Source organism: Priestia sp. 3CA3 (genome assembly GCF_056836725.1).
Window position 1 is genome coordinate 197,921 of record NZ_JBXENJ010000005.1, and the last position, 25,412, is coordinate 223,332.

Below are 25,412 nucleotides of genomic sequence, written 5' to 3' on the forward strand. Positions count from 1 at the left end.
TGAATGGAAAAGAGCAGCTTGTTTTATCCTACTACATGTAAGCATATAAAAAGGGGATGAAGCAAAATGACTCAGTCTAAAAGTCAAAAAGAGCGTCAGTGGAACGTACGAAAGCAATCACAAAACCCATCGCATGGAAAAGTAAAGTCTTTTGAAGAACTATCAGAAGAAATCACGCCTAAACGTAAATAAGCTAACCATCATATAAAAGAAGACACAAAAAAGGAGAGCTGAAGCTCTCCTTTTTCTATGTTTGTTTATGGATTTGTAGACCACATGCCCGCAGATTTGATAAAAATACGCGGATGCAGCTTTAATTGTGCTACCATAATTTCTGCTAGGTCTTCAGGCTGCATCACTTTATCAGGATTGCCATCCGTTAAGTTTTCTTTATATGCTAATTCCGTTGCTACTGTACTTGGTGTTAGAGCTGTTACACGAATATTGTGTTTGCGCACTTCTAGCGCTAAAGATTCAGTTAAGCCAAGCACGCCAAATTTTGAAGCGCTGTAAGCACTTGTAACGGGAGCGCCTTTTTGACCAGCAGTGGATGAAATATTGATGATGTCTCCACCATTTTTTTCGATTAATTGAGGTAGAACGGCGCGCGTTACGTAGTAAACGCCCATTAAATTCACATCAATGATTTGTTTCCACTCAGCTGGGTCTAGCTCTAAAAAGCCTCCGAATTTACCGATTCCCGCATTGTTGATTAAGATATCCGTTGCCCCTAATTTTGTATGTAGATGCTCAACTGCTGCGTTTACTTCTTCCATAGAAGAAACGTCTGCTGTTGCATAAGCAACTTGTACATCAAATGCTTCCAGTTCAGAAGCAACAGCCTTTAAATCTGCCTCTGTACGAGCAATTAAACCGATATTTACGCCTTCTTTTGCTAATTCAATTGCAGTTGAACGACCGATGCCTTTTCCTGCTCCTGTAATAAGAGCTACTTTGCCTTTAAGTGATTGTGCCATGTATAGACTCCTTTCAATGTTCCGTATAAACATTCTTCATAATAACGAAGAATTATCCATTACTATCCTATAGAAATGCACAAATGATGTCAAAAATAAAGATTATTAAAATGGCTTCAAGTATAAATTTCCTTTTCATACAAAAACTATAGAGACTAAAAAGAAGAAATTCCGTTTCTTTTCGTTCAATGTAGTGGAGGATGAACAATGCGTATTAAAAAACTATCGGAGTTAACGAATAAATCCAAACAGCGGAAAGAAAAAGCTGGTGAATCGAAGGACTCTAAGGCAACTAGTGCTTCTTCCACTGAGGAAGAGCAGAAATTGTCGGAGAGAGTGGGAGATAATATCTTCCACATGAAAAAAGCATTGGGACAGAGCACGGACTTAGTGACAAGAGAGTTTCGAATTTCAATTGAAGAAAAATTCACTTTAGGTGTTGCTTACATCGACGGATTGGTAAATAAAGATGAAGTTGAACACTATGCGCTGGACTCCATTATGCATTATCACGATGAGCATTTAACTCATGATGACGGTGTCGTTAATATGTACGAGTTGATTAAAAGCTATAGTTTGGCGGCCGGTGAAATTATGGAAGCCAAAACATTGGATGATGCTCTTCTTCATGTTTTATCAGGAGATACCGTGCTGTTTTTAGAAGGGTATCAAACGTGTATTGTGGCAAGTACAAGAGGGTGGAGAGACAGGGCTGTTTCTGAACCACAATCTCAGACCGTTGTAAGAGGACCTCGAGACAGTTTTACAGAAACACTGCGAACGAATACCGCATTGATTCGGCGCCGAATAAAATCTCCAAAACTTTGGATTGAATCTCAGCAAATAGGAGAGTTTACAAAAACGGATATTGCGCTCGTTTATATAGACGGCATTGCGGATGAACAGGTCATTCAAGAGGTAAAAGAGCGTCTTTCTAAAATTGATATAGACGGTATTTTGGAGAGCGGATATATCGAAGAGTTGATTCAAGATGAAGATTATACACCTTTTCCTACTATGCATAACACGGAGCGTCCAGACTCCGTGGCAGCAGGTCTTTTAGAGGGGCGGATAGCCATTTTAGTAGACGGTACACCTTTTGTATTGATGGTTCCTGCCCTATTTATTCAATTTTTTCAGGCGGCCGAAGATTATTACCAGCGCGCAGATATTAGTACATTGATTCGCTTAATGCGCTACATGGCATTTTTCTTAGCCCTTTTAACACCTTCTGCTTATATTGCTTTAACTACTTTTCATCAAGAGATGCTTCCTTTTGCTTTGTTAATTAGTATTGCAGCTCAAAGGGAAGGTGTGCCTTTTCCAGCTATTATTGAAGCGTTTATTATGGAAATCACGTTTGAAATTTTGCGAGAAGCGGGAGTCCGATTGCCTCGAGCAGTAGGTTCAGCTATTTCAATCGTGGGAGCACTCGTTTTAGGAGAAGCCGCCGTACAAGCTGGATTAGTATCGCCTGCAATGGTTATCGTTGTATCCATCACCGCTATTAGTAACTTTGTTTCACCGGTGTATGATATGGCCATTGCAGTAAGGATGCTGCGCTTTATTTTAATGGTTTTAGCAGCTACTTTTGGCTTGTTCGGTATTATCCTCGGGCTAATTTTAATGATTTTACATTTATGCAGCTTAAGGTCATTTGGAGTCCCTTATATGACACCTATGGCTCCCTTTGTGAAGCGTGATCAAAAGGATGTTCTAATTAGACGTTCGATCAAAAAAATGAAAACAAGGCCAAAGCTTATTAACGAGAAGAATATTTCACGTCAAAAGACGCAAAAAAACTAAACTGTGCAAAGGTGGCCGGTTACTATGAAAGCATTTCTGATGTTATGTATCTGTTCATTGCTGTTAAGCGGCTGCTGGAGCAGTCGAGAGTTGAATGAGCTAGCCATTACGGTTGCTGTCGGAATTGATAAAGCAGAAGATGGCATTATTGTTACAGTTCAGCTGATTAACCCTGGTGATATTCAGGCCAAAACCCCTACAAACGGGCCTTCTGTTACCACATTCTCTATTAAGGCTTCGTCTGTAATGGAAGGGTTAAGAAAAATAACGACAAAATCCCCGCGGAAAATTTATCTTTCTCATTTACGAATGCTAGTCATTAGCGAAAGCATGGCGGAAGAGGGTATTGCTGAAGTGCTTGATTTCTTTGCTCGGGATCATGAAGTGCGTACCGATTATTTTGTTGTTGTTGCTAAAAACACGAAAGCATCGAGCGTTCTGAACGTATTAACAACAATTGAAAAAATACCAGCTAACCATATGTTTGCTTCATTAGACGTCTCTCAGCGTATTTGGGCACCCACTAGAGGCGTAAAGTTAAATGAACTGATCAGTAACTTAACGAGCGAAGGAAAGCAGGCGGTGTTATCGGGAGTATTGGTCAAAGGCGACGTGAAAAAGGCAGGAGATATGTCGAGCATTTCCCGGACCAATCTGTCCACCCTGCTCAATTTTAAAGGATTAGGTGTCTTTCAAAATGATAAGCTGATCGGCTGGTTCAATGAAGACGAAAGTAAAGGATATAACTATATTACAGGAAATGTAAAAAGTACGTTAATTGTTATTCCATGCGAAGGAAAAGAAAAACAGCACGATATCATCGGAGTAGAAATGCTTCGAACGAACGTGAAGGTAACGGCTTCTATGAAAAACCATAAGCCTCATATTCACGTGGATTTAAAAGGTGAAGCAAACGTGGCAGATGTAGAGTGTCAAGTAAACTTACAGGACCCAGCTGTAATCAATATGCTCGAACGAAAAACAGCAGCGGACGTAAAAGAAAAAATGAATGACGCAGTGGAAAAAGCTCAAAAAGATTATAAAAGTGATATCTTCGGTTTTGGAGAAACGTTTTACAGACAAGATGTAAAGAGATGGTACAAAATGAAAAGAGACTGGAACAGAATTTACGCAGAAGATTTAACCGTCGATTTAGATGCCAAAGTTCAAATCCGTCGCTTAGGCACGTTAAATAACTCATATATGAAGCAAATGAAGCATTAAGGAGAAAGAAAATGGAGGGATTTATCGCCTTACTCGTACTTCTTGCTTATTTGACTAAAAAAATTATGATTAACTTCCGAAAGGAAAAGTATTACCGTGAAATCGTTGTCTATCTTTGTCTTATAGGTATGGGTTTATTCTTTTGGGGAGCCATTACACTCCGTAAAGAAGTACCTACGCCTCTGTACTTTTTAGAGGAACTCATTAAGCCTCTTACTAAAACCGTTCATCATCTGTTATTTACGTAAGCATGTAGGAGAGAAGGGGTGTATGATGCAAATAAAAGAATTTATTACTCCGAAACAACTTCTTTTTCTCATTTATTTTTTTTGTATCGGAAGCGCTATTTTGGCAGTTCCGGCTACGTTATTAGAAACGAATAGACAAAATGCCTGGGTATGTAGTGTGCTTGCTATTGGCTTTGCCCTTTTAATTGTTGCGGTGCTGTTATGGCTGATGCACCGTTACCCTCAGCAAACGTTCATTGAAATAGCTAAAAAAGCGCTAGGTCCTTACGCCGGAGCGTGTATGTCTCTTATTTACATTTTTTTTATGTTCATTCAATCTACGTTTTCCCTTCGAGATATCAGTACATTTATGACGACGCAAATTGTCCCTGAAACGCTGCCTACGTGGATTCATGCTCTTGTGATTTTAGCGGTTATATACGGAGGATATTTAGGCATTGAAGTGATAGCGAGAACCGCGGAAATCTTTTTACCGTGGATCGTCGTCCCTTTTTTATTGTTAATTTCGTTAAATATTCCTCAGATGAAACTGGATCGTCTTTACCCTTTGTTTGAATTCCGCATGGATGATTTAGTGTTAGGGACCACGTATTTCTTAGGAAATCCGTTTATGGAATTGATTTTTGTGCTAATGATTACGCCTCATATAAAAGATGGAAAAAAGGTAAAAAGAATGATTGTTATCGGCACTGTGGCATCGGGCTTGACGATTACGATTGCAGTTGCGGCTTGTATATTAGCTCTTGGCGCGAATATTGCATCAATGCACAGCTACCCAGTTTATTTATTAGGAAAAATGATTTCGTTAGGTGCAACGATACAGCATGTTGAAGTATTAGTAGCTATTATTTGGATGTTATCTATCTTTTTTAAAGTTGTCATTGTGTTCTATGCTATTCAGTTAAGTATCGCTCAATTATGTAATTTACGGGTGCGGAATTTTTTGAGCTTTCCTTTAGGTCTAATCATTACAGGCGTGGCGTATTACATTATTCCAAATACAGCATACTTCAATTATTTTGAAAAATATTACTGGCCGTTTTATTTATTTGTACTAAGCGTCTGTTTTCCGTTGTTATTTATTGCGCTTTCTTATATAAAGAGAAATAAGGCAGCTAAAGGTGATAGAAGCCAACAAACATAGCATTATTTATACGTATGTGGTATAGTATACGATGACAATTCAAGAAGAAACGCCGTACACGTTTGTATATGTACGGGAGAGGTTCGAAAACTCCCTCTATAAAAAACTAAGATCATCGTTGATGACAAAAGACACGGTTTTAGCGTGTCTTCTTTCACGTGCTTTTCTATCAACACGTCTTTTTGACGTGTATGCTGGCGAGGACGTGTATCTTAGTTGCTTTTTAGGGAGATTGCTGGAAAAGAGCAGTCTCTTTTTTGTGTTATAAAATTAGTCACAAAGGGAACGAACGGTTCAATAAAGTTTCTTCTTCTTTTGATTTCAATCAAAAAGGAGACGAACAATAATGATGAAAAATGAAAAAGCTATTGTTGTATTTAGCGGAGGTCAAGATAGTACAACATGTCTATTTTGGGCTTTGAAAAACTTTAAAGAAGTAGAAACGGTTACTTTCCAATACGGTCAGCGTCATAGTCAAGAGATAGAGGTAGCAAAAGCTATCGCAGCTGATTTAGGTGTGAAGCATACCGTCCTAGATATGTCACTTTTAAATCAATTAGCACCAAATGCCTTAACGCGAGATGATATTGAAATTGAGCAAAAAGAAGGAGAGTTGCCTACAACGTTTGTGGATGGCCGCAATCTGTTATTTTTATCATTTGCTGCCGTACTGGCTAAAAACAGCGGAGGCCGTCATATCGTAACAGGCGTTTGTGAAACTGATTTTTCGGGATATCCAGACTGTCGAGACGTATTTGTGAAATCGTTAAACGTCACGCTTAATTTATCAATGGACTTCGAGTTTGTGATTCATACGCCGCTTATGTGGGTTGATAAAGCAGAAACGTGGGCGTTAGCGGATGAGCTAGGAGCGCTTGAATATGTGCGTGAAAAAACATTAACGTGCTACAACGGTATTGTTGCTGATGGGTGCGGCGAATGTCCCGCATGTCAATTGCGAAAACGCGGGTTAGATCAATACCTGCAAACAAAAGAAGGAGGAGAAAAATAATGCTGCAACAAATGTATCCTCAAGTCTTTCATGACTATGAATATGAATTGAACAAAGATATGCAGTTTGCTGCGGCACATTTTGTTCCTCATACAGAAGCAGGAAAATGCCGTCAAGTCCATGGACATACGTATTTTGTAAATTTAACTGTTGCCGGAGATACATTAGACGAAGCGGGCTTTTTAGTAAACTTTGCGCTATTGAAAAAAATTGTTTCTGGTCAATTTGATCATACATTATTGAACGATCATTCTATCTTTAACGAAGAAAATCCAAATGATTTTCCTACAACTGAAGTTGTTGCTCGTAAAATTTATGAGTTGGTTCAAGAATATCTAGACACACTACCAAATAAGCCTTCTTGCGTACAAGTATTCGTGCGGGAAACGCCGACAAGTTACGTAGTTTACCGCCCAAAGAAGGTGAAAAAACGTGGCTAATACAATTCCAGTACTTGAAATATTCGGCCCAACGATTCAAGGGGAAGGAATGGTTGTAGGACGTAAGACGATGTTTGTTCGTACCGCCGGATGTGATTATTCCTGCAGCTGGTGTGATTCAGCTTTTACATGGGATGGATCAGCTAAAAACGATATTCGTCAGCTAACAGCAGAACAAATTTGGACGGAGCTTAAAGAAATTGGAGGAGAGTGCTTTGATCACGTCACCATTTCTGGAGGAAACCCTGCGCTTATCAAGGCGATTGGTTCACTTGTAGAGCTTTTGCACAGTCATGGGGTAAAAGCAGCTCTTGAAACACAGGGAAGCCGTTATCAGGATTGGTTCCTAAAGATCGATGATTTAACGATTTCTCCTAAGCCTCCAAGTTCATTAATGAAAACAAATTTCTCCGTATTAGACGATATTATAGAGACATTAATAAAGGAAAAACGCATGGCGCACATAAGCATAAAAGTCGTTGTATTTAATGATGAGGACTTTGAGTATGCAGCGTCTGTTCATGAACGTTATCCTGAGGTTCCATTTTTTGTTCAAGTAGGCAACGAGGACTTAACGACAATCGATAATGCGTCGTTAACACAAGAATTGCTTAAAAAGTATGAGTGGTTAATCGACAAGGCAGTGGCAGCTAAAAACATGAACGATGTAAGAGTTCTGCCGCAGGTTCACGCCCTTGTTTGGGGAAATAAACGAGGCGTGTAAGCGCATAGCAAAAAATTTACAAAGAAAAATAAAAACAGATATATACAAAATAAAAAAACGCTGTTAGAATGACAATCGTAGAAAGAGAGGAAATGCAAATGAGCGGTCGAAAAGATGAAGAATTAGAAGGTGTATCACTCCTTGGAAATCAAGGAACAAACTATTTGTTTGAATATGCACCAGAGATTCTAGAAGCATTTGATAACAAACATCCAAATCGTGATTATTTTGTGAAATTTAACTGTCCGGAATTTACGAGCTTATGTCCAAAAACGGGTCAGCCGGATTTCGCAACCATTTATATTAGTTACATTCCAGATGAAAAAATGGTGGAAAGCAAGTCGTTAAAGCTTTATTTGTTCAGCTTCCGTAACCATGGAGATTTCCATGAAGACTGTATGAATATTATTATGAATGACTTAATTAAACTGATGAATCCAAGATATATTGAAGTATGGGGAAAATTCACACCACGCGGCGGGATTTCAATTGATCCATATACAAACTATGGCCGTCCTGGTACGAAGTATGAAGAAATGGCTAATTATCGCCTGATGAATCATGATTTATACCCAGAAACAATTGATAATCGTTAATTCGAACAAACAGGTTGTGTATGCAACCTGTTTTCCATTGCAAAAACAACAGATGAGAAGGTGAAAGAATGTCACAGAGATCAGCATTAGTATTAGGTGCAAGCGGACTTGTTGGTCAAGAACTTTTAAAAATGTTATTAAGCAACAGCTTATATAACCATGTGACAGTGTTTGTTCGAAAAAAGCTACCAATCGAACACACAAAGCTACGTCAGCTTGAAATTGATTTTTCAGAGCTTGATAAGCACGAAGAATGCTTTGCAGTTGATGATGTATATTGCTGTTTAGGCACGACAATGAAAAAAGCAAAAACAAAAGCGAAATTCATTAAAGTTGACTACGAATTTCCTTTAAAAGCGGCTAAATGTGCAGAAAAATATCGCTGCAAAAACTTTTTAACGATTACAGCAATTGGTGCTGATCTTCGTTCGCCATTCTTTTACAGTAAAGTAAAGGGGCAAGTAGAAGAAGATATCGCAAGCTTGTATATCCGTTCTACTCACTTTTTCCGCCCATCGTTATTATTAGGCAAGCGCCAAGAGTTTCGCCTATTTGAAAAGCTTGGGGGATACACGTTAAAGTCGTGTTCATTTTGCCTTGTAGGAAAGTGGAGAAAATATCGTCCAATTAAAGCGTATAACGTAGCCAAATCCATGATGAAAGCTGCACTTGAAGATAAATGTGGTGTTCATGTACATGAAAGCCAAGACATCTATACAGGTGAATGCTATTATTCGTTTACCAACGGCAAACGCGTGTTATCAAAATAAAAAAAGCCTCTTCATAAGAAGAGGCTTTTTTCTATCTTCCGTCAGCATCCGCGTTCCCATCACCATCACCATCGTGATCGTGATTAGAAGCAGATTCACTCCAGCTTGTGTAGGAGTTAGAATCTTCTTCGGCATAATTCATGGGTTCAGCGGATGTTTTTTTATTTGAAGTTTGCTTGCGTTTAAAAACGAACTGCACGATGAAAAAAAGAATGACAATAAGTGCAACGATAAACAATACAGTATCAAACATGCTAGTAATTCCTTTCAGTAAGTAGGTAGTAGTAGCTTGTTCTTATTGTCACACGAAAATAAGACCCTTTCAAGAAAAAATGGGGCCTGGTTTTGTTTCTTTAAGGAAACTTTTTTTATCTTAGCCATATATTATTGTATGAAGAAACATTTTAGAAAAGAGGGAGTACAGTGAAAAAAAGTTCGAAGGATGTTAAGGTTCAACAGTATATTTATCTCATGTATAAGCTGGGAATTATTACAGAAGAACAAAAGAATCAGTTCTTTCAAAACCACTAAAAAAGCAACCGTTTTTGCGTTCCGGTTGCTTTTTCCCTTTACATAGCGGGATTAATAATCGTGTAGTTTTTGTGATTGACAACAGTTCGCTGTTCTAAGTCTAAATCCCGGTAGTTTGTCATGTAAGTCAAATCAACAATCACGGAGTTTTCATTTACTTTTTCGACAATGCCCTGTAAGCCATTTTTAAATTCTATCAAGTTTCCTACCTCTGCTATTTTCATCATTCATCGCTCCTTTGTTTTAAATTAGTTCATTATTAATTTTTTAAATAATTTTAATTTTGAAAATAGTAAAACTAGTTAGCGTTTTCTTTTTTTACAATTTTGCCTTAAAACTGGGAATTAGTAAAGGGTTTTTTGAAAAAATATAAAATAAAATTGAAAAAACAAGTAAAATGTGCTGAGGAATAAAAGGAATTGGTAGCTTTAACGAAAGAGAGAAGCAACACAGTTCCATCTTTGTTCATCTTTCGTTATAATAAACGAGGTATAATCTTGTCATAAATTATAAGAATTAGAAGGTGTAGAAATTGAAAGATACTGGACTCGTGCTCGAAGGAGGCGGTATGAGAGGCCTTTATACAACCGGAGTTTTAGATTACTTTATGGAAAGAAATCTGTACCTTCCGTATGTAATTGGCGTTTCAGCCGGCGCTTGTCATGCCACTTCTTATTTATCTAGACAAATAGGAAGAAGTCGCAAAGCTAATTTAGATTTTTTAGAGGATCCTCGCTACTTGTCGTGGAAAAATTATTTTAAAACAAAAGAGATATTTGGAATGGATTTCGTTTTTGATGAAATTCCTAATCAGCTTCTTCCATTTGACTTTGAGGCATTTGCTGAGCGTACAGAGAAGCTTGTAGTAGGAGCAACGGACTGCGTGACGGGAGAACCCGTTTATTTTGATGAGTATGATCGGGATATTTTGACAGCGGTTCGCGCTTCTAGTTCCCTTCCATTTTTAGCACCTGTCGTTACATATAAAGGAAAAGAGCTGTTAGATGGAGGAATCAGTGATCCGATTCCAATCAAAAAAGCAGTGCAGGATGGATATAGAAAAAATATTGTTGTGCTAACGCGAAACGAAGGATATCGAAAAAAGAAATCAAATATGCTTTGGTTATTGAAGCGCAAATATCGTCATTATGATGGGCTGACTCGTGCGCTTGAGAACCGCTATAAATTGTATAATGAAACATTGTCATATATTGAAGAGCAGGAAAGACAGGGGAATATCTTTGTGATTCGTCCGCAATCCCCTCTTGTAGTAGGGCGAATTGAGAAGAATCGTGAGCGTCTCGACGCTCTTTATAACCAAGGATATAAAGAAGCTGAAGCTCAATTTGCGTCTCTGCAAAATTGGCTGAACAGCTAAAAACGAGGTGGAACTGAATGGATGAACAAACAGTAATCAATATGTTAAATGAGTTAAGTGAAGGAAAAGTAACCGAAATTAAAGTTAAAAAAGAAGACTTTCTTGCTTTTCGCCCTTTTTTAGTAAATCGCCCTGATTTCAAACATTTTCGTGGAATCGCCGGACGCGGAGGCGATTTTACCTATACGTATCTAGAAATTCCTAGGAGTTAAACGAAATGATGGCATTATTTGATTATGCCTTATATAATGGATGTATGAGCCTGTACAGTAGAGAATATACTGTTACAAGTGCTTGTGCGTTTATTTAGTAACGTATAGTAAGAGCGAATAAACGTGTTTAGTTATAGGAGGGATATTATGGATGAGTTTCGAAAAAGTACAGCACCTTTTTATTTTGCAGATCATATATGGAAAGATAAAAATGGAATGACGACTTATGGGATGCTGTTAACGAACCGGCCCGAAGATGACGGGGACTATGACCTCCATTCGTTATTAGAAGAAGCATATGTAGATCATAAAAAAATTCTAATTACTACTGTTTACGACAACAGTGAACAGCAGTTGACCGGATACGTGATACATTTATCAGATGATCAAGACGTTTTTACGTTTATGGATGATACGGGTGCTAAACTAGTGATTGATTTCTATGATGTTGTAGAAATTGAGATCGAAGATTAAAAAGAGCTGAATGTTGATTACAACATTCAGCTCTTTTGTGTAAAAGTAGATGAATTTAAATGTTTATCATAAGAATTATAAGGGAAAAACGAATGAAGAAATTTCTGATTAAACTGAAATAAGGCGGGAAAATATACCTGTATTTTAGAAAAATTACCGTGATTATGACAAAAAATAAGGTACAATGTCATATTTGTGTTCCGAACGTAATTTTGTTCATCAAACTTAAAGAAATGTAATTGAATCGTTCGGTGAAACCCCCATATAGCTATGATAGAGTAATACCATACGAAATTTCAGGAGGTATTACCTATGAAACATAGTTATATGAAATCAATGGTAGTAGCTTGTTTAGCTACTCTTTCATTTATAGGTTTTAATGCAACAGCTACGGCTGCAACTAATTATAAAGTAGTCAAAGGCGATAGTCTTTGGAAGTTAGGTAAAAGATATAGTGTAACAATTGACGATATTAAAAAATTAAATAATCGTCAAGGAGATATGATTTATATTGGTGAAACATTAGCTATTCCGAGTAAGACAAAAGTGCTGGCTGCTGAAACAACGGAACCTTCAACGGCAGAACCTGCTAATACGGCTAAGCCAGAACCAAAACCAGAAGCCAAACCTGCAGACCAGGAAACCCCTGCAGTTTCGATTTCAGCAAGTGAAAAAGATTTATTAGCTCGCTTAGTAGAAGCTGAAGCAAAAGGCGAATCGTATGAAGGAAAAGTAGGAGTAGCAACAGTGGTGTTAAACCGTGTAGATTCTCCGAAGTTTCCAGATACGGTAACAGGAGTGATTAAACAGGTTGTCGGAAAAGCATACGCTTTTTCACCGGTCCAAAATGGATCAATTAACAAACCTGCTTCAGAAGATTCGAAAAAAGCAGTAGAACAAGCATTGACTAGAAAAGATCGTTTAGACGATTCTATTTACTTTTATAATCCAAAAACAGCTACCGATAACTGGATTCGTTCACGTGCTGTAATTAAAACAATTGATCATCACGTGTTTGCTAAATAAAAAAGAGGCTGCAACAAAAGTATTTTAGACGAAGTGAAAAACGAACCATTGATCACATGTTGATCAATGGTTCGTTTTTTTTTTGATGGTGAATATAGTTTTATCTGTCTCGTTCCTTCTAGCAGTTGATTGGATTCATTTCGTTATGTGTCAACCTCTTTTTTTAGTCTAAAAAAATATCTCGTTCCAAACTGCCTTCAGAACCCGTTAAAACTAGACCAATATCGGTATCAGCTTCTAAGTTCTGAACGATGGTAAAAGGCACTTTATGTTGGTTAGCCACTTGAATATAAGGGGAGAGGTATGAATAAGACAAAGAGCCATTTAAAAACAAATGACCGTCTTTCACTTTTTTTAAAAGAGGCTTTATTTTTGCTGCATCCTTTTTCATGACTTGCCCTTTTTTTAGCGCAATTTCAATATTCTCACGTAGAGCAGTTAAGAAATATCTTCTTTCGTCTCTTTTTGTTTCCTTTGCTCCGTACATTCCTCGTTCTAAGTATTCTTCTAGTTGATCAGACATTATGTCACTTCCTTTCGTTATAAACTATAAACGATTATGGATATAAGTAAAAGGGACAGGAAAAAAGGAAAATCATTGTGCTATATCACCTGTTTTTTTGCTGAGTACAAAGAAAAACAAAAAATGTGTTGAAATTTAGCCTAAAATATTGTTTAATGTAAATAGATAGAAAATCATATCGGTTTTTTATTAAAGGTTTGTAAGCGATTACAGATATACATACATAGCAGCGTTTGGGGAGACGCTCCTATGATTTTATGTTCAAAGCGCATTGTATAAAAAGGGGATTATATAGCTTTAGGGCATATACGGTCAAGCAAAGGGTCAGATAAATTAATAAAAAATCGCTATGTATTTTCATAAGAAGAACGGTCAACATCTTTGTTGAGCGTTCTTTTTATGCGTTCATATTATGTTTATTTCTCATTGCAGCAGCTGCTGAAAATGCTAAAAGGACATTCCTCGTTTCATCTCTCTTAGTATGTTTCAAAACCTTAAAAAATATGTCTGTACGCTTGTTTGATTCTAACGAGGTGATAGAAAAAGAATATTTTTTAAGAAATCACAAAAAAAGAGGCGATTGCCTATGCAAGAAGTAGGTGAATAACATATGTAATAAAGAGAATGAAATATAATTTGAGGAGGCATGTATCATGCAAGAATTTGATATTAATGACATAAGAAGACCATTCGGTGGTTTTGGAGGCTTTGGCCGTCCAGGATTCGGTTTCGGTCGCCCAGGTTTTGGTTTCGGTCGTCCTGGTTTTGGCTTCGGCCGCCCGGGGTTCGGTTATGGCTTTGGTCGCCCTTGGGGTTGGGGCTTTGGAGCTCCATTTCTTGGAGGGTTAGTTCTTGGAAGTGCATTAGGAGGTCCAGGTTATTACGGTTATCCAGCACCATATTATCCGCCGTACCCACCATATTATTATTATTAAAACAGTGAGCGCTGATAAAGCGCTCTTTTATTATGTCCAATTCAAGGTATATATAGAATGAATGCAAGACGCTACGTTTAGAAAATGATAACAGTTTTAAATAAGGAATGAACGCTTAAGCTAAAGGAGACAAGTTTTCCTTGCAACAATTGTTGATTTTGCTATAATAACTTCGGTGGCATTTTTGGTCACTGGGTGGGCGAGGGATAGATGAAAAGAAGGAAATTAGATTGAACGCATTATTTGAAAAGTTGTTTCGTTTAAACGACCACCAAACAACTGTCGGAAAAGAAAGCTTAGCTGGGGTCATTTCATTTCTTTCCATCGTGTATATTATTGCTGTTAATTCAACCATTTTGTCTGATGCTGGTATTCCGCTTGAAGCAGGAATATTCGCAACAGTGGCTTCGGCTTTTGTAGGCTGTGTTATTATGGCTTTTTGGGCAAATGCGCCTCTCATTCTGGTGCCAGGTATGGGGATTAACGCATTGTTTACGTATACGATGGTTCAATCAATGGGGTTATCTTGGCAAGAAGGGTTATTAGCAGTAGTGATATCCGGCTTTCTTTTTATAGCATTAGCTTTTTCACGACTGTCTGCCAAAATTGTTTCTTCGATTCCGCATTCGTTAAAAGAAGCGATAACAGTCGGTGTTGGCTTATTTTTAACATTTATCGGTTTGCAAAAAGGGAAGCTTGTAGTTCCAAGCGAAAACACTTTTGTAGCACTTGGAGACTTGTCAGATCCGTTTGTTATCAGTACGCTGTTGACGTTAATTATCACAATCGTACTGTTTATCCGAAATGTGAAAGGTAACTTTTTGTTAAGCATGATTGCTGGATCCGTCCTTGCCTTCTTACTTGGTGTAAGAAGCAATGCAGAAAATGGACAGTCCGCTGCGAGCGTGAACGACTTCTTTAGCAGCTTTGGCACATTGTCTTTTGGAGCCATTGGAGACGTTGCGTTTTGGGCAGCTGTCTTTTCATTAACAATGGTATTGATTTTTGAAAATATTGGTTTGCTTCATGGTCAGCTAGGTATGATGAATCAAGATAGCAAATTTCCGCGGGCCTTTCAAGCAACAGCCGCCTCAGCTTTGCTAAGCGGGGTGTTTGGAACAAGTCCAACGGTGTCTTCTGTAGAAGGAGCATCTGGTATTGCAGCTGGAGGGCGAACGGGTTTAACATCGCTTATTACAGGAGTTTTATTTTTAAGTTCACTTCTGTTTATTCCATTTATCAAGCTGGTTCCAGATAGTGCTATTGCACCTATTCTCATTGTGATTGGAGCACTAATGATTCAAAATATCAAAAACATCAATTTACAGGACTTAACAGAAGGTTTCCCTGCATTTTTAATTATTGCGCTTATTCCTCTTACGTACAGCATTGCTGATGGAATTGCATTTGGGTTCATTGCGTATCCACTGCTTAAATTATTCCTTGGTAAAATGCGTGAAGTATCGATGTTCATGTATGTAAGCGCGCTATTGTTTTTCTTGAATTTTGTGCTGCATTATATTGCTTAAAATAGACGGCTGAGTACTTTTGCTCAGCTGTTTTTTGTGTTTGCGGTAAAGAATCCTCTTTTTAGATATCATACTCCGTATTTCGTGTCCTTTGGTTAATCAGCCGCTTCTAAAATGGCGTTTCCTGCGTAAAGTAGTACAGAAGTCGGAGGGGATATAAGGGGGAGAAAACAATGGGAATTAAATTAATTAAAATATCAGCCGTTTATTTTGGAATTGGCATCATATTGGGGTATTATATGTCAATTGTTCACAGCTACGCTTTGACGCCTGTTCACGTGCACATTAATTTATTAGGATGGACGTCGCTTACGTTAGCGGGACTTATTTATTATTTGTTTCCTGCGTTTAGCGAAAGTAAATTAGCTAAACTGCACGTATGGTTGCATAATATAGGATTACCGGTCATGATGATTGGTTTATTTCTCATGATCGTACTAGAAAACCAAGCTTTTACACCCGTAGTGGCAGTAGGAGCAACACTTACGGCTATTGGGGTTTTAATTTTCGTATATCACATCCTTAAAAATTTGAAATCTGAACGATAAACCAAGAAGGTGGTTGACGATGGCTGCTAATTTCAAAAGGAAAAAGAACCAGCTATAGCGAATATACATGTAAACAAGGTGAAAGTGCGATTTACATAAAGGTGTGCTAGGCATCTTTATAAGGAGGGGTAAGCTGCAGGAATTTCTAGCTCTTATAAAAGCCAATAAAAGGGCTGATTATAAGTTTCTTGCGGCGGAGATACTATGGGAGAACATCAACAATTAGTGCGTGTTAGGGAGCTAGCAAATGAAATTATTCGACTTCGTCTTCAAGACCGTACGACTTATGACGAATTGGAGTTGCAAAATAATGTAGAGTTGTTGTCTCGTTCTGTGGTTGACTTAGTAAACATTATGTTAGCCGAAGATGTGGATTCGTCTACGTCTTTAAAAGCTACAGCTTCTAAAATGAAAATGGTGTATAATAACATGCATCAAGCTGAGAAAAAAGATTATTTGCATTTCTAATTGCTAGGCTCCTTTTCGCCACAAACGAAATGGAGGTGTACGAGGCAGATGCTATCGTCACTAACGACTTCTGAAGCTATTGTAGCATCCGTTCTTGCACTGGTTGTCATTGCCGTTTCCATTATCTTTTTTGCCACCCTTATTATGGTTGTTGTACGACGAGAAAGAATCAGCAGCTTGGTTAATCATGGAGAGCATGCAGATGGGAAGCAAAAAAGCTTAGGTGAATTTTTTCGTTCTTTACGAAAAAAATAACTACCGTTTTCTTATTAAATAGATAAAAGCGGTCAATTTAAACGTTGACCGCTTTTTTTAGATTGTTTGCTTATTTTTTTCTAAAACAATACGCGCTGCTTCACTAACAGATGACACAACAGCAGAGGCATGGCGCTGAACAGCTTCAGGAGCTGTAGCCATAGCGAAACTGTTCGGTGTTAATTGAAACATAGGAATATCATTAAATGAATCCCCCACACATGCAATTTCCTCTGGTTTTAGCTGAAGATGATTTAATAAAATTTCAATGGCATTTCCTTTGCTGATATGTTTAGGCATAATATCCAAACACTGCTTGGCAGAAATATATGTATCAATATAATCACCAAACTCTTCGTTCACTTCTTTTTGCAGAGCTACCATTTCATCATGATCTCCAAGAACCGTGATTTTAGATGGAGAAAGAGCGTGACCAAATGAATCTGTCATTTCAATTTGTTCTTCGATAGGGAAAAACATGTGAGTTTCAATTGTTTCAATAATTTCATTTCGCTGCTCTACATAATTCGTGTCGTTTGAACAGACAAGCGTAATACGGTTAGGATCTATCGTTTTTTTATAAAGTTGAACCGCTAAATCATCTTCAAACACTTTTCCATGAAGTTCTTGATTTTCTTTGGTCCACACAAATCCTCCGTTTTGGCTAATGCGATGAAATGTATTATTAATATCAGTAGAAATCTTTAAAATTTCCGTATCCATTCGTCCAGAAGCAAGACACACCTCTACTCCTTGGCGCTGAAGTTCACTAAGTGCGTCTGCATTATGCTGTTCTACGTATTTTTCTTCGTGTAAAAGAGTTCCATCTAAGTCGCTTACAAATAATTTAATCATCTCTTGAAAATTCCTTTCCCTAAAAAAATTACCTTGATAAGAGTGTTACAAATTTATTACATTCCTTATTCTATCAGTGTTTCCCAAGAAACTCATAAAAAAAGCTCAAACCGGCGGTGAATTCAAAGAGATTAAGACATAACTACATCACTTTTTTTCGCAGGAGTCTTCGCCTTGCCCTTTAATCAACAGCTACATGAAATCTAGTTCACCATCATAATGAAAACAATCCGAACGGAGTTGATTCTCAATTAAGAATCAACTCCGTTCGGATCTTTCTTCAACTAAAATCCATTTGTCGCAGCCTTTTTTTTAGGTTTGTTCACTGTAAAAAAACAGCCGCGGTCTAAAAGACCGCAGCCATGTTTTACAATACGTTAAAATATTTCGCTTCAGGATGTGCAAAAACAAGGGCTGTAACAGAAGCTTCTGGTTCCATCATGAAACCGTCTGTTAACTGAATGCCGATGTCTTCAGGTTTAATTAATTTAAACAGTTTTGCTTGGTCTTCAAGGTCTGGACATGCGGGATATCCGAATGAAAAACGCTGACCTTGGTATTTGGCTGAAAAACGCTCCGCCATTGTAAAGTCAGGCGAATCGGGGAATCCCCAGCGGTCACGAATTTGCTGGTGAACACGTTCTGCTAATCCTTCAGCTAGTTCAAGCGCAAGAGCTTGGAACACGTGACTCTTTAAAAACTCGCCGTTTTCTTTGAATTTCGCCGCGCGTTCGCGAATGCCTGTTCCTGCTGTTACAGAGAAGAAACATACATAGTCCATCTCTTTTTCTTTAGGCTTTGCAAAATCAGATAAGCACAGGAACTGTCCTTTTGCTTGTCGAGGGAAGGTAAAGCGTTCAATTTCTGTTTTTTCATCAGCAGGATCATAAATAATTAAATCATTTCCGTCTGCTTGAGCAGGGAAGAACTGATAAATAACCGCTGGTTTAATTAAGTTTTCTTTTAGTGCCAGTTCGAGAAGGTCATCAACGGTTTCTTTTAATTGAACAGCACGCTCGTCTTTTTCAGCAAGCAGCTTATTCACTTTTCCTTTTAGTCCTAAGTGATGGCCTAAAAGCATCTGCCAGTTAATATACGGAAGAACCTGTGCCAAATCGTAGTGTTTGACAACGTGGCGCTTTAAATCAGCCGGTACAAAAACAGGAACATCCGTTGAAATGGCGGATCTTTCTAAAACAGCCGTAGCTGCTTGAGCGGTTTGAGGCTGGCGTTCTCGAACCGTTACTTTCTTTTCTTGACGCGTTTTTAAATCTGCTAAAAGCTGAATAACTTCTTCTTTGTTCTGCAGCTTATTTGCTAACGCTAATCCGTCCATCGCATCTTTGGCGTAGAGGACGGCACCTTCATATTCTGGGGCAATTTTAAAGTCAGTAAATTTACGGGAAAGGGCAGCGCCTCCTACCATAATTGGAACATCAATGCTTGATTGCGTTAAATCTTGTGCAGTTAAAACCATTTGCTGAGCTGATTTTACTAAAAGACCTGACAGGCCAATGATGTCTGGCTTTTCGTCTTTTACTGCTTCAATCAGCTGCTGCGGCGTTACTTTAATTCCTAAATCAATGACTTTAAAACCATTGTTGCTTAAAATGATGTCTACTAAGTTTTTACCGATATCGTGCACGTCGCCTTTAACCGTTGCAAGAATCACTTTTCCTTTTCCAGAATCATTTTCAGTTGCTTCCATATGAGGTTCTAAAAAGGCAACGGATGCTTTCATAACTTCCGCACTTTGAAGCACTTCTGCTACAATCAGCTGGTTGTCATTAAACAAACGTCCGACTTCCGCCATCCCCTTCATAAGCGGTCCGTTAATAATATCTAACGGATCATCATATTGAGCTAAAGCCTGTTCTAAATCAGGAAGCAATCCTTCTTTTGTACCTTCGACAATATACATTGCCAATCGTTCTTCAAGTGTTAACGTAGAAATTTCTACTTTTGCTTCTTTCTTTTTATCACGATAAAAGTCCGTAAACGTGCTTAACGTTTCATCAGTTGTGTTAAATAATAACGCATTAGCAAGCTCAATTTCAGCTTCTGGAATAGAAGCATAGCGCTCTAATTTTTCTGTATTAACAATGGCATAATCGAGTCCAGCCTGCGTACAGTGATAAAGGTAAACCGCATTTAGTACTTCACGTCCGACTGGAGGAAGACCGAATGACACGTTACTTACGCCGAGAATGGTCAGGCAATCAGGCAGGGCTTCTTTAATCATTTTAATTCCCTTAACTGTTTCTTCAGCAGAACCAATATATTGTTCATCACCAGTCCCTACAGGAAACACAAGAGGGTCAAAAATAATATCTTTTGGATTAAAGCCATGTTTTTCAACAAGCAAATCATGTGAGCGTTTAGCAATCTCTACTTTTCTTTCTGCAGTAACGGCCATGCCTGTTTCATCGATTGTACCGACAACCAGAGCTGCACCGAATTTTTTTACTAGCGGCAAGATTGCATCAAAACGCTCTTCACCATCTTCTAAGTTAATGGAGTTGATAATGACCTTACCTTGCGAGTACGTTAAAGCTTTTTCAATAACTTTCTCGTCAGTTGAATCGATTACAAGAGGAACCTTCACTTTTTTTACAACTTCTTGAATAAATTCCTCCATGTCTTCCATTTCTTCACGGTCTGGATCTGCTAAGCAAATATCAATAACGTGAGCACCATTTTTAACTTGAGCACGCGCAATTTCAGATGCTTCTTCAATTTTCCCTTCCGCAATCAGACGCTTGAACTTGCGAGAACCGATTACATTCGTACGTTCTCCCACAAAAAGAGGGCGCATAGAATCGTCATATACAAGCGGTTCAATACCGGTTACAGCATGATTATGCTCGGAGCGATCAAGCGAACGAGGAGCAACCTCTTTTACCGCTTCAGCAAGTGCTTTAATATGAGCAGGCGTTGTACCACAGCATCCGCCTACAAAGTTCAGCCAGCCTTTATCAGCAAATCCTTTAATTTTTTGAGCCAGCAGCTCAGGGGACTCATGATAATTGCCTTCTTCATCCGGAAGTCCAGCGTTTGGATAACAGCTAACAGCTGAAGTGGCTAGGTCTGAAAGAGAGCGAATATGATCCGTCATAAATTCAGGACCTGTCGCGCAGTTAAGTCCGACTGAAAGAGGCTTCATGTGTTCCAGTGATAAGTAAAAAGATTCGATATCTTGACCAGCGAGAGTTGTTCCCATTGGCTCAATCGTTCCTGAAATCATAATTGGAACTTCTATTTTCAGTTTTTCAAACGCCGCTGTAATGCCTAAAAACGCAGCTTTTACGTTCAGCATGTCTTGACAGGTTTCGACTAGAAGTAAGTCGACGCCGCCGTCTAACAAACCCCGAGCTTGCTCTTCGTACGATTCTACTAACTCAGGGAATGTAATACCTCCCGTAACAGAGAGAGTTTTAGTGGTAGGGCCGATAGCTCCAGCTACGAACCTAGGCCATTCGGGAGTTGAATATTTATCGCGGGCTGCACAAGCAAGCTTCACAGCTTCGATATTCAATTCATACGCCAAGTGGCCTAAATCGTATTCATCAAGTACGGTAGATGTTGAGCCAAACGTATTGGTTTCAATGATGTCAGCACCCGCTGCAAAGTACTCTTCATGAATGCGCTGAATCACATGAGGCGCTGTTCGGGTCAAATATTCGTTGCAGCCTTCATATTCTTCGCCGCCAAAATCTTCAGCGGTTAAATCAGCATCTTGAATCATCGTTCCCATTGCTCCATCGATGACGAGTATTCGCTTCTTTAGTTGTTGTTCGATAAGTGAGCTCATTTATATCTTCCTTTCTGATGTAACGAGTTGCTTGTCATGAATATAGCGTGTTAGAATTTCGGTCATTTCATAGCGCATAAACGGCGTAATTAAGTAAATACCGTCAAATAGCTCATATGCTGTATCAATTAAGTGTTTTGCAATCGCAAGGCCTTCGACTTCACCGCGAATCCGGTCATTTCCCGTTGCGTCCATACGTTCTAGAATATCTTCTGATAATTTAATTCCAGGTACTTCATGGTGAATAAATCGAGCATTTCTTGCGCTTGTTAACGGCATGATCCCGATGTATACCGGTGTTGTTAAATGTTTGGTTGCTTCATATACCTCTTCAATTTGCTTAGTTGAATAGAGAGGCTGAGTAATGAAATAGTGAGCCCCGCAGTCGATTTTCTTTTCCAAGCGCTGAACGGCTCGGTCTAAGTGACGCACGTTTGGGTTAAAGGCAGCTGCAATGGAAAAATTGGTTTTTTGACCAAGCGGTTTGCCGGAATAAGATAGGCCTTCATTAAACTGAGCGATTAAACTAATCAAGTCAAATGAAGATAAATCATAGACCGAAGTGGCGCCAGGGAAATCGCCAACTTTTGACGGATCACCGGTAATTGCAAGCACTTGATTCATTCCTAGCGTATGAAGTCCCATTAAATGAGATTGAAGTCCAATTAAATTTCGGTCGCGACAGGTAATATGAATAAGCGGTCGTGCTTTTGTTTCTTGTTGCATCAGTGTTGCCATTGCCAAGTTGCTGATGCGAGGTGAGGCAAGAGAATTATCAGCTAATGTAATAGCATCTACGCCGACTTTATCAAGTGCTTTTGCGCCTTCTAAAAATTTCGTCGGACCAAGCTGTTTAGGCGGATCCAGCTCGACGATAACCGAGCGGCGCTTCTTCACAATTTCGTGCATATGAGGTTTATCCTGCTGCTCACGCTCTTGAACCGTAACGGCTGGTCTCATTTTAACGACTTTGCTTGTAATCGGAGGCAGGTCTTTTAAGGCAGACGACATGGCGCGTACGTGAGCTGGTGTTGTACCGCAGCATCCTCCAATTAAGCGAACCCCTTGTTCGCGGAATAAACGCGCGCTTTCTACAAAGTAGTCTTCATTCGTTTCATATTCCAGCTTGCCTTCCACATACGCCGGAAGGCTGGCATTAGGGTAAGCTGATAAGAAAGCACGATCAGGAAGCGGTACTTCTTCAAGAGACTGAATCATATGATAAGGACCTAAACGGCAGTTTAGCCCGACAACATCTGCTCCCAAGTCTTCTAATTCTTTTAATGCATCTGCTAAAGGACGCCCATCTTGCAGTACGCCAATATCATGCAGGGAAACGTGGGTAATAATAGGCTTATCCGTTTCTTTTCTTGCTAGTGTAAGAACGGTCTTTAATTCTTCGAAATCATAGTATGTTTCAAATAAAAGGCCATCCACGCCTTCATTTAAAAGCCAAAACATTTGTTCACGAATGCTTCGCTTAACCTCTTCTAAACTAATAGCATTTTTTTGGAAAGAACGAATTCCGCCGAGTGTACCAACCACGTAAGCCTGATCTTTTGCAGCTTGTTTCGCTAATTTTACACCAGCAACATTGATGTCTTTGACTGAATCTTCTAATCCATAACGGGCAAGTTTTTGATAATTAGCAGCGTACGTATTTGTTTGAATAACGTTTGCACCAGCTTCTACATAGGCTCTGTGAATACGAGAAACCTCTTCTGGTTTGGTGATGTTTAGTTCTTCAAAACAGCTGTCAATACCGTGTGAGTAAAGGAGGGTACCAGTGGCACCATCCCCAATTAAAATTTTAGACTTTAAATCTTCAAGTAACCCCATGTCAAAACCTCCTTAAATTGTTCCGCTTCTATTTCACGAGTGATTCGTTTTATGCAATATGCCGATAAAATAGAAAAAGTCTTCTTAAGAAGAAGACTTTTTTCGCCTTCTTATCTTCCAAGCAATAAATTGCTTGCTGGATTTAGCACCATGTCTCTAACGACTGGTTGCTGAGGTTTCAAAGGGCCAGTCCCTCCACCTCTCATGATAAGAATCAATTGTATATAATTGAAACATATTTTTTTAAATAGAAAGAATACTTATTTAATAATTTATCTGATTTTTAGAAATTATACAACAGTAAATTGTGAATTTCCAGCAAATATTGAGGAAAATTTAAAAGCTAAAGGAAAAATATCCGTATATTTTGTTTGAAAACTGCCGTTATGTTAAGGGATAAAGGGTTTTCATGAAAAAAACAAGAAGGAAATAAAAAAACGAAAAAGGAACAGCACCGGGTGAGGCGAGGATTTACATATAAAAGGCTCGTCTTTTTTTAACCGTTTCTACATATAGTGAACTATGAAGGGTAGAAGGGTGATGGGCATGAAAAGGTGGAAACTCACGCTGCAGGTTGCTGCTACGTATGTAGGCACCGTTGTAGGAGCCGGTTTTGCAACAGGCAAGGAAATTGTTCAATTTTTTACACAGTACGGGGAACTTGGAATGGTTGGAATTTTGGTCAGCGGCTTGTTTTTTATTTGGCTAGGTTCGAAAATGATGCTGCTTTCGCACGCAATTGGGGCTTCTTCTTATCAGCAGCTTAATACATATTTATTTGGTGATGTACTTGGAAAAGCGGTAAACGGTGTAATGATCGTCATTTTATTTGGAGTAACTTCAGTCATGCTAGCGAGTACGGGGGCAATAGGAAAAGAACAGTTCGGGCTGTGGCCTCCTGTTGGGATGGTTTGTACAATTGTTTTAACTTATATATTTATCGCAAGAGGAATTAACGGTATTTTAATGGTTAATTCTCTTGTTGTGCCGATGATGCTTTCATTTGCTTTTATCATCTTTGTGCCAAATGTCAGCTATTTCTCACTGATTCAAACGAAGCCAGACTTAACGCTCGTCACACAGTGGAAGTGGGCGGTTAGTCCCTTTTTATATATTTCCCTAAATCTAGCTTTGGCTCAGGCCGTTTTAGTTCCATTAGGAAGCTCCGTGAAAGATAAGAGCGTGATCAAAAAAGGGGCCGTAATAGGAGGATGTGTACTTACGTTTATGCTTGTTTCTACTCATCTTGCCCTTTCCAATTTGCCTTATTCATTTCAACTTGATATTCCTATGAGTGCCGTTGTTAAAAATATCTCAGCGTGGGTGAATGTTTTATTTACGGTAGTTGTGTTAGGCGAGATTTTTACTACATTGATTGGAAATGTATTTGGAATCGCTAAACAGCTTCAATCATTTCTTCCCCTGAATGACAAACAAGCTTTTGCGTTTATTATCTTGGCATGCTTTATTATCGGGCAATTTGGATATGCTCAGCTTCTTGAGTTTTTGTATCCGATATTTGGCTATATTGGACTAGCTTTTGTATGGATGCTATGTATTAAAAAAGAAAAAATAAGCTAAAAGCTGGATTTTGAAGAGCGGATGTGAAAAAACGAAGTTAAATGATGTGACAAGTCGATTTTACTTTGCTATAATGTAAAACAAATAAGACTCTAGCAGTCGAATATATTATCCTTCGGGGTCGGGTGTAAGTCCCAACCGGCGGTGATAAAGCATATGCTTTTAAGCCCGTGACCCGTTTTCATACGATGTATGTTAGCGGTGGATCTAGTTAAAATCTAGAGCCGACAGTAAAAGTCTGGATGGGAGAAGGATCAGGAAGCACAGTTGTTTTTTTGTGTTGTATTAATAAGGGACAGGTTTGCCTTTTTTAAAGCTACCCTTGTTTTCATACACAAAACATAACTGTTTATTTCGTATACAATTAGCGGAATTTTGCATAGATAAAACTGATTCAGCTCAGCCGACCCCTTGGACATTTGTTCAAGGGGCTTTTTTATTTTCAGTGGTTGGGGGAAAGATAAATATGAAAAAAAAGCAGCTGCTATTTCAAAACGGCATAAGAA

General features: G+C 38.6%; 27 protein-coding genes and 3 riboswitches. Of the genes, 20 read left to right on the forward strand and 7 right to left on the reverse strand.

Annotated elements, in window-relative coordinates:
• Positions 1 to 66: 66 nt before the first annotated feature.
• A complete protein-coding gene (locus tag AC1VNJ_RS15140; RefSeq protein ID WP_013082238.1) occupies positions 67 to 192 on the forward strand; it encodes a DUF6254 family protein in 126 nt (41 codons plus the stop codon).
• Positions 193 to 257: 65 nt separating this feature from the next.
• Here the strand turns inward: AC1VNJ_RS15140 and AC1VNJ_RS15145 are convergent, their stop codons facing one another.
• Positions 258 to 977, reverse strand: a complete 720-nt coding sequence (locus tag AC1VNJ_RS15145; protein ID WP_028414153.1) for a 3-ketoacyl-ACP reductase — start codon at positions 975 to 977, stop codon at positions 258 to 260.
• 207 nt (positions 978 to 1,184) lie between these two features.
• Between AC1VNJ_RS15145 and AC1VNJ_RS15150 the strand changes: the two genes are divergently transcribed.
• From AC1VNJ_RS15150 to AC1VNJ_RS15190, 9 genes are all read left to right on the forward strand, one after another.
• Positions 1,185 to 2,783 (forward strand): spore germination protein, encoded by a 1,599-nt coding sequence (locus AC1VNJ_RS15150; RefSeq protein ID WP_028414152.1) that lies wholly within the window; start codon positions 1,185 to 1,187, stop codon positions 2,781 to 2,783.
• 24 nt (positions 2,784 to 2,807) lie between these two features.
• Positions 2,808 to 4,007: a Ger(x)C family spore germination protein gene (locus tag AC1VNJ_RS15155; protein ID WP_028414151.1), complete on the forward strand. Its 1,200-nt coding sequence runs from the start codon at positions 2,808 to 2,810 to the stop codon at positions 4,005 to 4,007.
• Positions 4,008 to 4,018: 11 nt separating this feature from the next.
• A complete protein-coding gene (locus AC1VNJ_RS15160) occupies positions 4,019 to 4,255 on the forward strand; it encodes a hypothetical protein (RefSeq protein WP_033578382.1) in 237 nt (78 codons plus the stop codon).
• A 22-nt stretch (positions 4,256 to 4,277) separates the two neighbouring features.
• Positions 4,278 to 5,399 carry a GerAB/ArcD/ProY family transporter gene (locus AC1VNJ_RS15165; RefSeq protein WP_028414149.1) on the forward strand — a complete coding sequence of 374 codons (1,122 nt, stop codon included), beginning with the start codon at positions 4,278 to 4,280 and terminating at the stop codon, positions 5,397 to 5,399.
• A 72-nt stretch (positions 5,400 to 5,471) separates the two neighbouring features.
• Positions 5,472 to 5,515: riboswitch (PreQ1 riboswitch) on the forward strand.
• 230 nt (positions 5,516 to 5,745) lie between these two features.
• On the forward strand, positions 5,746 to 6,411 hold the full coding sequence (queC, locus tag AC1VNJ_RS15170; RefSeq protein ID WP_482641021.1) for a 7-cyano-7-deazaguanine synthase QueC: 666 nt from the start codon (positions 5,746 to 5,748) through the stop codon (positions 6,409 to 6,411).
• Positions 6,411 to 6,851, forward strand: a complete 441-nt coding sequence (queD, locus tag AC1VNJ_RS15175; protein WP_013055983.1) for a 6-carboxytetrahydropterin synthase QueD — start codon at positions 6,411 to 6,413, stop codon at positions 6,849 to 6,851. Before queC ends, queD begins: the two co-directional genes overlap by 1 nt.
• Positions 6,844 to 7,575, forward strand: a complete 732-nt coding sequence (gene queE / locus AC1VNJ_RS15180; protein WP_025749424.1) for a 7-carboxy-7-deazaguanine synthase QueE — start codon at positions 6,844 to 6,846, stop codon at positions 7,573 to 7,575. Before queD ends, queE begins: the two co-directional genes overlap by 8 nt.
• Before the next feature lie 98 nt (positions 7,576 to 7,673).
• Positions 7,674 to 8,171: a preQ(1) synthase gene (gene queF, locus AC1VNJ_RS15185; RefSeq protein ID WP_013082243.1), complete on the forward strand. Its 498-nt coding sequence runs from the start codon at positions 7,674 to 7,676 to the stop codon at positions 8,169 to 8,171.
• 68 nt (positions 8,172 to 8,239) lie between these two features.
• The gene (locus tag AC1VNJ_RS15190) at positions 8,240 to 8,941 is read left to right on the forward strand and encodes an NAD(P)H-binding protein (RefSeq protein ID WP_028414147.1); all 702 of its coding nucleotides are present in this window, start codon (positions 8,240 to 8,242) and stop codon (positions 8,939 to 8,941) included.
• Positions 8,942 to 8,972: 31 nt separating this feature from the next.
• On the opposite strand, the gene AC1VNJ_RS15195 is transcribed toward AC1VNJ_RS15190, so the two are convergent.
• Complete coding sequence (locus tag AC1VNJ_RS15195; RefSeq protein ID WP_049163571.1) at positions 8,973 to 9,194, reverse strand: hypothetical protein; 222 nt, start codon at positions 9,192 to 9,194, stop codon at positions 8,973 to 8,975.
• Between the two features lie 316 nt (positions 9,195 to 9,510).
• Positions 9,511 to 9,696 (reverse strand): YkvS family protein, encoded by a 186-nt coding sequence (locus AC1VNJ_RS15200; protein WP_013055988.1) that lies wholly within the window; start codon positions 9,694 to 9,696, stop codon positions 9,511 to 9,513.
• Between the two features lie 308 nt (positions 9,697 to 10,004).
• On the opposite strand from AC1VNJ_RS15200, the gene AC1VNJ_RS15205 reads away from it, so the two are divergent.
• The 4 genes from AC1VNJ_RS15205 (at position 10,005) to AC1VNJ_RS15220 (ending at position 12,562) form a co-directional block, all read left to right on the forward strand.
• A complete protein-coding gene (locus AC1VNJ_RS15205; protein WP_028414145.1) occupies positions 10,005 to 10,850 on the forward strand; it encodes a patatin-like phospholipase family protein in 846 nt (281 codons plus the stop codon).
• Between the two features lie 17 nt (positions 10,851 to 10,867).
• Positions 10,868 to 11,062 carry a hypothetical protein gene (locus AC1VNJ_RS15210; RefSeq protein ID WP_033578384.1) on the forward strand — a complete coding sequence of 65 codons (195 nt, stop codon included), beginning with the start codon at positions 10,868 to 10,870 and terminating at the stop codon, positions 11,060 to 11,062.
• 147 nt (positions 11,063 to 11,209) lie between these two features.
• Positions 11,210 to 11,536 carry a hypothetical protein gene (locus AC1VNJ_RS15215; RefSeq protein WP_013082248.1) on the forward strand — a complete coding sequence of 109 codons (327 nt, stop codon included), beginning with the start codon at positions 11,210 to 11,212 and terminating at the stop codon, positions 11,534 to 11,536.
• A gap of 312 nt (positions 11,537 to 11,848) precedes the next feature.
• Positions 11,849 to 12,562, forward strand: coding sequence for a cell wall hydrolase (locus AC1VNJ_RS15220; protein WP_045292786.1), 714 nt, complete (start codon positions 11,849 to 11,851; stop codon positions 12,560 to 12,562).
• Between the two features lie 163 nt (positions 12,563 to 12,725).
• On the opposite strand, the gene AC1VNJ_RS15225 is transcribed toward AC1VNJ_RS15220, so the two are convergent.
• Complete coding sequence (locus AC1VNJ_RS15225) at positions 12,726 to 13,085, reverse strand: YueI family protein (RefSeq protein WP_033578386.1); 360 nt, start codon at positions 13,083 to 13,085, stop codon at positions 12,726 to 12,728.
• A gap of 653 nt (positions 13,086 to 13,738) precedes the next feature.
• Between AC1VNJ_RS15225 and AC1VNJ_RS15230 the strand changes: the two genes are divergently transcribed.
• The 5 genes from AC1VNJ_RS15230 (at position 13,739) to AC1VNJ_RS15250 (ending at position 16,820) form a co-directional block, all read left to right on the forward strand.
• On the forward strand, positions 13,739 to 14,020 hold the full coding sequence (locus AC1VNJ_RS15230) for a hypothetical protein (RefSeq protein ID WP_033578387.1): 282 nt from the start codon (positions 13,739 to 13,741) through the stop codon (positions 14,018 to 14,020).
• A 230-nt stretch (positions 14,021 to 14,250) separates the two neighbouring features.
• Positions 14,251 to 15,549 carry an NCS2 family permease gene (locus AC1VNJ_RS15235; RefSeq protein ID WP_033578388.1) on the forward strand — a complete coding sequence of 433 codons (1,299 nt, stop codon included), beginning with the start codon at positions 14,251 to 14,253 and terminating at the stop codon, positions 15,547 to 15,549.
• Between the two features lie 173 nt (positions 15,550 to 15,722).
• Positions 15,723 to 16,097, forward strand: coding sequence for a hypothetical protein (locus AC1VNJ_RS15240; RefSeq protein ID WP_028414141.1), 375 nt, complete (start codon positions 15,723 to 15,725; stop codon positions 16,095 to 16,097).
• Positions 16,098 to 16,301: 204 nt separating this feature from the next.
• Positions 16,302 to 16,565, forward strand: a complete 264-nt coding sequence (locus AC1VNJ_RS15245; protein WP_013055998.1) for a hypothetical protein — start codon at positions 16,302 to 16,304, stop codon at positions 16,563 to 16,565.
• Between the two features lie 48 nt (positions 16,566 to 16,613).
• The gene (locus AC1VNJ_RS15250; RefSeq protein WP_013055999.1) at positions 16,614 to 16,820 is read left to right on the forward strand and encodes a hypothetical protein; all 207 of its coding nucleotides are present in this window, start codon (positions 16,614 to 16,616) and stop codon (positions 16,818 to 16,820) included.
• Between the two features lie 57 nt (positions 16,821 to 16,877).
• Here the strand turns inward: AC1VNJ_RS15250 and AC1VNJ_RS15255 are convergent, their stop codons facing one another.
• The 3 genes from AC1VNJ_RS15255 to AC1VNJ_RS15265 form a co-directional block, all read right to left on the reverse strand.
• Positions 16,878 to 17,675 carry a Cof-type HAD-IIB family hydrolase gene (locus tag AC1VNJ_RS15255; protein ID WP_034268193.1) on the reverse strand — a complete coding sequence of 266 codons (798 nt, stop codon included), beginning with the start codon at positions 17,673 to 17,675 and terminating at the stop codon, positions 16,878 to 16,880.
• A 367-nt stretch (positions 17,676 to 18,042) separates the two neighbouring features.
• The gene (gene metH / locus AC1VNJ_RS15260) at positions 18,043 to 21,486 is read right to left on the reverse strand and encodes a methionine synthase (RefSeq protein ID WP_034268190.1); all 3,444 of its coding nucleotides are present in this window, start codon (positions 21,484 to 21,486) and stop codon (positions 18,043 to 18,045) included.
• Positions 21,487 to 23,325, reverse strand: a complete 1,839-nt coding sequence (locus tag AC1VNJ_RS15265) for a bifunctional homocysteine S-methyltransferase/methylenetetrahydrofolate reductase (protein WP_034268187.1) — start codon at positions 23,323 to 23,325, stop codon at positions 21,487 to 21,489. It abuts the gene before it with no gap.
• 107 nt (positions 23,326 to 23,432) lie between these two features.
• Positions 23,433 to 23,539, reverse strand: a riboswitch (SAM riboswitch).
• A gap of 332 nt (positions 23,540 to 23,871) precedes the next feature.
• On the opposite strand from AC1VNJ_RS15265, the gene AC1VNJ_RS15270 reads away from it, so the two are divergent.
• The gene (locus AC1VNJ_RS15270; RefSeq protein ID WP_482641022.1) at positions 23,872 to 24,906 is read left to right on the forward strand and encodes a YkvI family membrane protein; all 1,035 of its coding nucleotides are present in this window, start codon (positions 23,872 to 23,874) and stop codon (positions 24,904 to 24,906) included.
• Positions 24,907 to 25,013: 107 nt separating this feature from the next.
• A riboswitch (FMN riboswitch) is annotated at positions 25,014 to 25,164 on the forward strand.
• Positions 25,165 to 25,412 lie beyond the last annotated feature (248 nt).